Source organism: Peribacillus sp. P4_C12 (assembly GCF_056402095.1).
This window is the reverse complement of record NZ_JBFUIB010000149.1, coordinates 1-8,147: the sequence shown is the minus strand read 5'-3', so window position 1 is coordinate 8,147 and position 8,147 is coordinate 1. Positions and strand designations below refer to the sequence as shown.

Below are 8,147 nucleotides of genomic sequence, written 5' to 3'. Positions count from 1 at the left end.
CTCCGTCGTGTGCTTCGATTCTGTGGGTAAGGTCAATTCCAAGCTCAAGAAGCTTGTCCTTTGCCTTATCATTTGGTACTACAAGTTGAACAATTGAGACCGTTTCTTCCTTAGGAATCGGCTGGTCAGGCTGTTCGACCGCTGCAACCGGAATACTTAGGCCTGGATAAAATGTAGAGAACCCTAGTCCGGTTATGGCAGTCATCACCACTAAATTCCTTTTCCATTTCTGCTTTTTCTGTTTTGTCAAAAACTGCACCCCCAAAATGCTAGAAATTTTAATACAAGCTTATTGTAAATTGAATGTACTTAATATCTTGTCGTAAAATCAGGGGCAGTTAAAAATCCTGTCTACAAAAATTTTATTGAGAAAATATAATACTTTATTTTAGAAGGTTAAATTTTAGGTTGTTTTTCCTATTTAAAAAGTACTGTGCCACTCGAAAAATCTAGTAATTTTAGGAGCACAAAATTACTAGATTTTATTCCATTATAATTCCCATAAACTGTATATTGATAATCAACTGTTTTTATTGTTTAATATTGTTGCTTTTTGTTTAATTTTGTAAAAGGAAAGTTGTAATATATTTCATGTGAATTGCGGCTCTATTGTTAAAAACCATTAAATGCCTATCAACCTTTGTGCCAGTCCAACATTTAATAAAGAAACAAGAATTATTATGAATAGGAATGATGGGGAATGRCAAAAAGAAACCGAGGAAAAACAATCAGCTACTTGCCTTCAAATGGCAGAGGGACATGCCCACTGTGTGAAAGAACAGGAGTAAAGCTTCTCTACCCGCACAAAACTGAAACAAACCAATCCATCAAAGTCTGCAAAAACTGCCGCCATAAATAAAAATCTCATAGTATAAAAAATCACATTCAGATGACTGTCCACACCGCGTGGACAGTGTGTTTTTGTGGTGCCTGTCACCATTGATACTACTATAGTATTGCAGGTTCTTTCGTTCGTTGCTGAAAAAGAAAGAGAGGATATTAATAGGAGGCAACGAGAAGGAATTCAATCGGCCAAAGCAAAAGGCAAACATCTAGGCAGACCGAAAATAAGCCTAGTATCATTAAATGAGAAACAGAAAGCAATTTTAATAACTAAATATGAATCATGGAAAAAGAATGAAATAACGGCAGTTGAATTTATGAATAAAATGGATCTATATAAAAATACATTTTATAAAATCATGAAGGAATATGAAGAGTAGGCACTAGCTATCTTTGATCAAACTTTATTTCAAAGCTATACTACGAATTTTATGAGGTGGAAAAAATACCAAATATATAAAAATATGTCGCCATCTAAAATAATTTAAATAAAAACAATAGGGAGATAATATGCTAGATAAAATAAAGGACATTAACCTAGCTCTTAATAATAAAAGTTATTTATCAGCACTTGCACTATCTTTAACTTTACCTGATATTTGTGGGAAAATTGAATATCCACATTTTAAATACAACAACGGAAAACGTAATGTAGGAAAACAATATGCAGTAAGGTTTGATGATTGGGTAAACCAATATTATGCAGACAACACAGGTTGGACAAATGATTTCGCTAAAGCAAAGAATCCATATTTTACAGGAGAAATGTGTAATTCTCTACGTTGTTCTTTCTTACATGATGGAAATTCGGATATAAAAAACTGGGGCGACAAAGAAGACTCAGATTTTCATTATTCATACGAATTTAAATTAGCAATAAGTGGAGCAGACTCAACTGGTTTATCTTGGGTAAACCAAACTAATAATAACTCAAAAATAATAAAGACAAAAATAGTCACAGTAAATATAGACAAATTGTGTGAGTGCATTTGTCTATCTGCTGAAAGGTATTATCGAGAAAAAGACCCTAATCTATTCAAAGACCATAACATTAACTTGATTGACTTTAAATAACAAGGGCATTCAAACCTTAAAGAGGGATCTCGTCATCAAACTTAATGAAGGCAAGTCTTTATAKGAGCTGTCGTTACGGAGGCTCTTATTGTATTAAAGGAGTAAGAATGTTAAATAAGCTTTTATGTAAATATCGATTTGATTAATGATCTTTTCGCAATCGGGCGCTATCCTGGAAAAAGGATAGACGCTCATTTTTCATTTTAGGCCAGATTGTGGAATATCACTTTAAAAGGAATTGGCTATTTATGTTAAAGTATATAGAGAAGATTGTGAAGAAGAAGCGGAAAAATCTATTACTAAATCTTTAAAAAATGTTAAAAATGGGGATAAAATTTAATATGGAGAGAAATTCAATGAACAATATTTCAACATACTTTGGATCAAACTTATTTCAAACCGACAATCATATCTTATAATTTGTTAAAGGAGTAACCGCAACAAAGATTTTGGCTTAGGAAGTTAAGGAATGTTTAAACTAAGACATAGATTAAAAAATAGAAAAGTATCGAGACATTGTATCATGATACTTTTCTATTGTCATTTGTTACCAAAATTCAAATTAGATTTGGTTAAAATGAAAAACTTGTATTAATGTTTTCTCCGAGTTCAGTATTATTGATTTTATTACACTTTAACCAATATTTCGATTCATTTATCATTTTGGAGGATATAGTGTTCTCCTCATTGTAAAATGTGTAATTAAGATTAGGATAACAATTTTCAATAATAAAGGCGAAAAATCTATATGGACAAAGCGCGTATTTGTGAGAAAATCGTATTAAACTGAGGGAGTCAATAAGAAAATGGTAAGATACTAATCAGTGATGTTGAATAAATTGGACTTCCCTTTTACGTTATAAGGGAATAGAATATAAATAAAAAGGTGATTACAATTAAAAAAGTAAAAAGTATCCTATYTTTGCTTCTTGGATTCATATCACTTGTGATTGGTGTTGCAGGGACTGTGTTACCTGTTCTGCCAGGCGGTCCGTTTTACTTATTCGCTGCTTTTTGCTTTGCAAAAAGTTCCAAGTCGATTGAAAACTGGTTCAAAAGCACCTCATTATATGAAAAATACGTTGAAGCATTCCTACAAAAAAAAGGTATGACTCTAAAAGAGAAAATCAGAATCAATTTAGTTGCCGATTTCTTTATCGTAATTTCTGTATTTTATGTGGACATCCTTTTAGTAAAAATCCTGTTGGTAGTGCTCGCACTCTACAAACATTATTATTTCATTAAAAAAATTAAGACAATTGACCGAAACAGTACGAAACAAAGAGCTACTTGAAAATTTTCTTCAAATAACGGGTGCTTTACTTCAATAAGGGAGTTGCTTCGGCAGCTCTTTTTTGTATGAAAATATATTCGTGAAAGGCCATACAAAATAAGCCCACCRTATTCTAATTTTTTGAAGGRCGTAAATGTRCCATGTCGTTATATTAACTGGTTATGCAGTTTGTTGTTCAGATGGAGCGATTGWATAGCCTTTCTTTTTTAGGTATTCGATCATTTTTAATTCTTTGTTATTTTGTTTTTCTTCAAGGTAATTTGAACCTAGTTCATGATAGGGTTCTCCTGTTTTTAAGATGTTGTAAGCAATCGTTAATAGTAAATGAGCAGAAGCRATTCGTCCCTTCATTTTYCCCTGCCGTTTGGTAATCCTTTTTCGATGTGAAGCAATTCGATTATTTTGCCTTGATGTCGCTAGTACACACTCTACAGCCATCGTTTTCAAAGCTTTGTTACCTTGTGTGGTTTTACTCGTTTTTTTTACCAGCACTTTCGTAATTTCCGGGACTCACACCAGCCCAAGAGGCAAGATGTTTAGCCGACTTAAATACGGACATATCAACGCCCATCTCTGCAATAAAAGTAGCTGCGGCAGCCTTTTTCTTATGGTTCTAGAAGGAAATAGTACACATGCGAAAGAATATAATGTAATATATATCCTTTACTTACATTTTTTAAGAGAATCCGAAAAGAAGAGGAGCTAAAAAGGTGTATATAATAATTGCATTTCTAGTTTTTGTGATTGTGTTTATTGTAACTACCCAACTAATTTCAAATAGGTATTGGAAATGTATCTATACTACATTTGGATATGAGAATTATTTTAAGGTGGTTGCCAAACTGAAAAGCGAAGGAATAACATACAAAACTAAAACTCCAATAAATATAGGTTCCGAAAATCTCCAAAATCGTATGGATTCTACTCAATATGATGTTTTTGTTAAAAAAGAAGATGAACAAAAAGCTCAGAAAGCACTGCACAAGAATATTTGATTTATCATGAACTAACAAAGGTGAGATCATTGAGTGTGGGCTGTCAGATATGGCAGCCTTTTTTGTATGAAAACATATTCGTGAAAGGCCATACTAAAATAAGCCCACCATATTCTAATTTTTTGAAGGACGTAAATGTACTATGTCGTTATTTTAACTGGTTATGCAGTTTGTTGTTCTGATGGATCGATTGTATAGCCTTTCTTTTTTAGGTATTCGATCATTTTTAATTCTTTGTTCATTTGTTTTTCTTCAAGGTAATTTGAGCCTAGTTCATGATAGGGTTCTCCTGTTTTTAAGATGTTGTAAGCAATCGTCAATAGTAAATGAGCAGAAGCAATTCGTCCCTTCATTTTCCCCTGTCGTTTGGTAATCCTTTTTCGATGTGAAGCCATTCGATTATTTTGCCTTGAGGTTGCCAGTACACACTCTACGGCCATCGTTTTTAATGCTTTGTTACCTTGTGTGGTTTTACTCGTTTTTTTTTACCAGCACTTTCGTAATTTCCGGGACTCACACCAGCCCAAGAGGCAAGATGTTTAGCYGACTTAAATACGGACATATCAACGCCCATCTCTGCAATAAAAGTAGCTGCGGCAGCTTTGYTCACACCAGGTATWCCATCCAATAATTCTACTTCCTTACGATAKGGGGACAGGAGTTGATCGATTTGTTTTTCCAATTCTTCTATGGCTTTTTCTAAATAACTCATATGCTCCCAATGGTAACGCAACATATCACGATGATGACGGCGAATACGGCCATTAATTGCACTGGCAATGTCAGTAATACTTGCTTTTGTTCGCCAATCCACCATTTTTCGAAGACCATCGGTCTCTATTTTTTYACCGTTTAGAATCGCTTCAAGGATACGGCGTCCCGATACACCAAAAATGTCTGATAATACGGATGTTAGCTTGATATTAGCATCTTGAAGAATTTTGTGAATGCGATTCTGCTCTGAAGTGCGATGATGAATCAAYTTTTTTCGATAACGAGTAAGATCTCGTAAATCACGAATATCCTCCGGTGGAACAAAATTGCTTTCAATAAGTCCACATCTTAGAAGCTTGGCAAGCCATTCGGCATCTTTCACATCCGTTTTACGCCCAGGAACATTTTTGACATGTCTGGCATTGGCAAGAACAAGGTGAAAAGAACCTTCGAGTATATTCCATATTGGTTTCCAATAGACTCCGGTACTTTCCATCACAACATCGGATACCTGAAGGGTAGCTAGCCAATCACTTAAAGCCAAGAGTCCCGTTGTTGTAGTTGAAAACGTTTCAATAGAGGTTTTTGGCTTTTTATCTAATGGACCAAATAGTACACAGGCTACTACTGTTTCTTGGTGTACATCTAGGCCAGCACACCGTTCAATCATTGCTTCCATAGGAGAATCACCTCAAAAAAAGATTAACAATACAAATGACAGGAGATTTGTTACAAAAATTTTTGTATACGTACTTGTAGTACACTAAATGGTTCTTCAATACTGTCACAACCAGTTTCTTATACAGGGTATCTTCCTTAAGATCCACCAAAAAAAGTTCAGCCTGGTTGTATTGTTATCATCCATTATTGTCAAGGGTTTAATGGGTTAGACTTTATTTTGGGTAAAGAGCAGGTTTTCGTGCTAGATGGTGGTGGCGAGAATCGCCGCCATAGAAGTTTCTTATGGAKCTAAAGGGATAGGTTATTTAAAGAAGAAATGATTGATAAAAAGTTTGGATTTCACAAGTAGTTAGAGGAGATATCCATTGGATGCAAAAGGAATACTTCGATTCAGAAAATTATAAGGGTCGCCATTTTCAAGTAGAAAATTTTGAACCTTTTTAGATACCTTGGATTTTTAACCATGTCCCAAAAAATTTCAATGTTTATTTTCATCGTATTATTCACTTATGTTTAGCCCTCAATCGTGCTAATTTTATTTTGTGAGTTTTTATTGCTGTCTAATTAACTGAGGGAGTTTAACAAGAAACAAAAATACAACTTTTTCACATAGAGTAGGACAAATCGTCTTTTTAATTCCATATAAACTCTTAACGAAGGTTTACGTCAAAATGTTGGCGGTACACCATACATAAATTCGGATATTCTTCAGATCTAATCTTCCGGAGGAAACCTGATTCTAGCAAGGTTTTCCAATGCAATTCGTAGTGGAGGGTAAAAGATGAATATTAAAAATTGGCTGTTTTCTCAAAGATTGTTGCTAAACGAAAGCATCAGATATTTAAAAGAGTATGTTATATTTTGGATTATGGGGTCGAATGAAATAGTATAATTAAGCGTAATTTAACTTGTTTCGTAAGAGGTGCTGAGTTTGTTTAAAAAGAATATATTGATTGGACATTCAGAAGATGCTGTCCTGTCAATTATCGAACACTTAGTGAAAAATAACGTTCCATTTGAAATAGGAATCAAAGATATTTTAAAGCGGTCGTCTGAAAGATTCCGCTCGAAAAAAAAAGATGAAGTATACGAAGCGTTTTATACAGTCGAAGTTCGAAAAAAATATGTGGAACAAGTAGAAGCTATTGTTGCGCAGAATGTATCGCGAGAAGATGTGAGGCATTGGTATAAAGTGGCGAAAAAGAAAAGTAGAAAATTACAATTGAAGGAAAAAGCACTTTATTTATTTGTGTTTTTTATAAACTGTATAGCGATACTAGCCATCGACATAGGTAAGATGGATGGAGCGGACATCTATATCGCTTGTGCCGTGTTATTGATGTCTGGTGTGTTTGTGACGACAAAATATTACAAAGAGATGCAAAAAGAATCGGGCGATTTGAGAGAGAATAATATGATGTTGATGCTCATAGGTATTGGTGTGATATTTTATGCCGTTTCTTCTTTTTTATCTTTACTTCAAATAGACATTTTTCATTTTCTCTTAATGATTCAACTGTGCAATAGTTAGATTTTTGACAAGCTGAAATAAGCATTTGCTCTACTCGCTTTTCAAATGCATAGTTTTTATGTAATTCAAGCCAATAATACCAATAGGGTTAATTGTCTAAATAATACGTACCAACGCCTTGAAACCGTTCCATCCATCCTTTCAACCGACGATGGAAATTATTAACGTATTGTATGTGGTATATTACTTTTTTTACTCGTTGATTTTGATTTAGATTAACTGTTTCGTGCTTAATATTTTTGGATACTGCAAACTTTTTGTAATTGGTAGCTGCATCAGTGCATATCAAAGATGAGGGGGCTATATGGTCCCCAATAGCTGCATCTATTTCTTCTGCTTTTACACGACCCTTTCCCGCGATTCTTGCAATAATATTGTGATATCGATCTTGTGCTACAATTACAGCAATTTTTTGATTTGAAATCCCTCGTTTTTCATCTTTTTCTCCCCGTTTTTTCGGTTTTCGATGTGTAAATCTACGACCTTTTAATGACTCACGAAAGAAAGTCTCATCACTTTCAACGATACCAGATAATTGATTGAACCGGTGACTTCCTAARGCATTTAAAATCTTGTGCCTCCAATAAAATGAGGTAGATATATGAATGTTTAATAATCAGCGATTTTAGGTAATGTAACACCGTGTATCATCATTTCAATGTAATTCAACCACTTTCCTGGATAACGTGAACCTGAAAAGGGGGTGTTTGTCATATCATTAAAGGTTTGTCCGCAATCCTTACATAAATAACGTTGTCTGGAACGATACATACCGTTTCTTTTTACTGATATTTCCACAATGAATACAACCTAAACCGGCAGAAAAGCGAGTCTCCCTAATCTTTGTAAGTAACTTCTCTATTTTATTTACTTCTTTTGGATATAGATCTTGTTCTAGTGCCTTAAATAAGGCTTGTTGATCTGCTTTCTTTAATTTACTGACCACTTCATACACATATCTCCACATTATCAAACACCTCCTTGAACTTGTATTAGATTATATTAAACTATAATC

Annotated in this window: 11 protein-coding genes and 1 pseudogene; 6 read left to right on the top strand and 6 right to left on the bottom strand. The window is 34.0% G+C overall.

Annotation, left to right across the window (positions count from 1 at the left end):
• On the bottom strand, positions 1–250 hold a 250-nt coding region (locus tag AC1DUW_RS16615; RefSeq protein ID WP_477642994.1), incomplete at its 3' end, for a hypothetical protein.
• A gap of 376 nt (positions 251–626) precedes the next feature.
• On the opposite strand from AC1DUW_RS16615, the gene AC1DUW_RS16610 reads away from it, so the two are divergent.
• The 4 genes from AC1DUW_RS16610 to AC1DUW_RS16595 all read left to right on the top strand — a co-directional run bounded on the left by AC1DUW_RS16610 (position 627) and on the right by AC1DUW_RS16595 (position 3,211).
• Entirely contained in the window at positions 627–788 is a 162-nt protein-coding gene (locus tag AC1DUW_RS16610) for a hypothetical protein (RefSeq protein WP_477642993.1), read from the top strand.
• Between the two features lie 138 nt (positions 789–926).
• The gene (locus AC1DUW_RS16605) at positions 927–1,223 is read left to right on the top strand and encodes a recombinase family protein (protein WP_161804915.1); all 297 of its coding nucleotides are present in this window, start codon (positions 927–929) and stop codon (positions 1,221–1,223) included.
• A gap of 130 nt (positions 1,224–1,353) precedes the next feature.
• Positions 1,354–1,917, top strand: a complete 564-nt coding sequence (locus AC1DUW_RS16600; protein ID WP_053345769.1) for a hypothetical protein — start codon at positions 1,354–1,356, stop codon at positions 1,915–1,917.
• A gap of 886 nt (positions 1,918–2,803) precedes the next feature.
• Positions 2,804–3,211, top strand: a complete 408-nt coding sequence (locus AC1DUW_RS16595) for a YbaN family protein (protein WP_477642992.1) — start codon at positions 2,804–2,806, stop codon at positions 3,209–3,211.
• Positions 3,212–3,370: 159 nt separating this feature from the next.
• Here the strand turns inward: AC1DUW_RS16595 and AC1DUW_RS16590 are convergent, their stop codons facing one another.
• Both AC1DUW_RS16590 and AC1DUW_RS16585 read right to left on the bottom strand, forming a co-directional pair.
• Complete coding sequence (locus AC1DUW_RS16590; RefSeq protein WP_477642990.1) at positions 3,371–3,703, bottom strand: hypothetical protein; 333 nt, start codon at positions 3,701–3,703, stop codon at positions 3,371–3,373.
• Positions 3,681–3,770: an IS110 family transposase gene (locus AC1DUW_RS16585; RefSeq protein ID WP_242489084.1), complete on the bottom strand. Its 90-nt coding sequence runs from the start codon at positions 3,768–3,770 to the stop codon at positions 3,681–3,683. The genes AC1DUW_RS16590 and AC1DUW_RS16585 overlap by 23 nt, the downstream gene beginning before the upstream one ends.
• Before the next feature lie 151 nt (positions 3,771–3,921).
• Here AC1DUW_RS16585 and AC1DUW_RS16580 point away from each other — a divergent pair, with 151 nt between their 5' ends.
• Positions 3,922–4,206 carry a hypothetical protein gene (locus tag AC1DUW_RS16580; protein WP_053344594.1) on the top strand — a complete coding sequence of 95 codons (285 nt, stop codon included), beginning with the start codon at positions 3,922–3,924 and terminating at the stop codon, positions 4,204–4,206.
• A gap of 161 nt (positions 4,207–4,367) precedes the next feature.
• On the opposite strand, the gene AC1DUW_RS16575 is transcribed toward AC1DUW_RS16580, so the two are convergent.
• A complete protein-coding gene (locus AC1DUW_RS16575; protein ID WP_236694936.1) occupies positions 4,368–4,646 on the bottom strand; it encodes a hypothetical protein in 279 nt (92 codons plus the stop codon).
• A 5-nt stretch (positions 4,647–4,651) separates the two neighbouring features.
• Positions 4,652–5,599 carry an IS110 family RNA-guided transposase gene (locus tag AC1DUW_RS16570; RefSeq protein ID WP_477642989.1) on the bottom strand — a complete coding sequence of 316 codons (948 nt, stop codon included), beginning with the start codon at positions 5,597–5,599 and terminating at the stop codon, positions 4,652–4,654.
• Positions 5,600–6,532: 933 nt separating this feature from the next.
• On the opposite strand from AC1DUW_RS16570, the gene AC1DUW_RS16565 reads away from it, so the two are divergent.
• Complete coding sequence (locus AC1DUW_RS16565; RefSeq protein ID WP_477642988.1) at positions 6,533–7,132, top strand: hypothetical protein; 600 nt, start codon at positions 6,533–6,535, stop codon at positions 7,130–7,132.
• On the opposite strand, the pseudogene AC1DUW_RS16560 reads toward AC1DUW_RS16565, so the two are convergent.
• Positions 7,101–8,099 (bottom strand): annotated as a pseudogene (locus tag AC1DUW_RS16560) (IS1595 family transposase); the annotation flags it as partial. The gene AC1DUW_RS16565 and the pseudogene AC1DUW_RS16560 sit on opposite strands and share 32 nt — an antisense overlap.
• Positions 8,100–8,147: the final 48 nt, after the last annotated feature.

Excerpts from the sequence above, each read along its gene's own strand:
- AC1DUW_RS16575 (WP_236694936.1), bottom strand. The coding sequence starts at position 4,646 with ATGGCCGTAGAGTGTGTACTGGCAACCTCAAGGCAAAATAATCGAATG.
- AC1DUW_RS16585 (WP_242489084.1), bottom strand. The coding sequence starts at position 3,770 with ATGTCCGTATTTAAGTCGGCTAAACATCTTGCCTCTTGGGCTGGTGTG.
- AC1DUW_RS16600 (WP_053345769.1), top strand. The coding sequence starts at position 1,354 with ATGCTAGATAAAATAAAGGACATTAACCTAGCTCTTAATAATAAAAGT.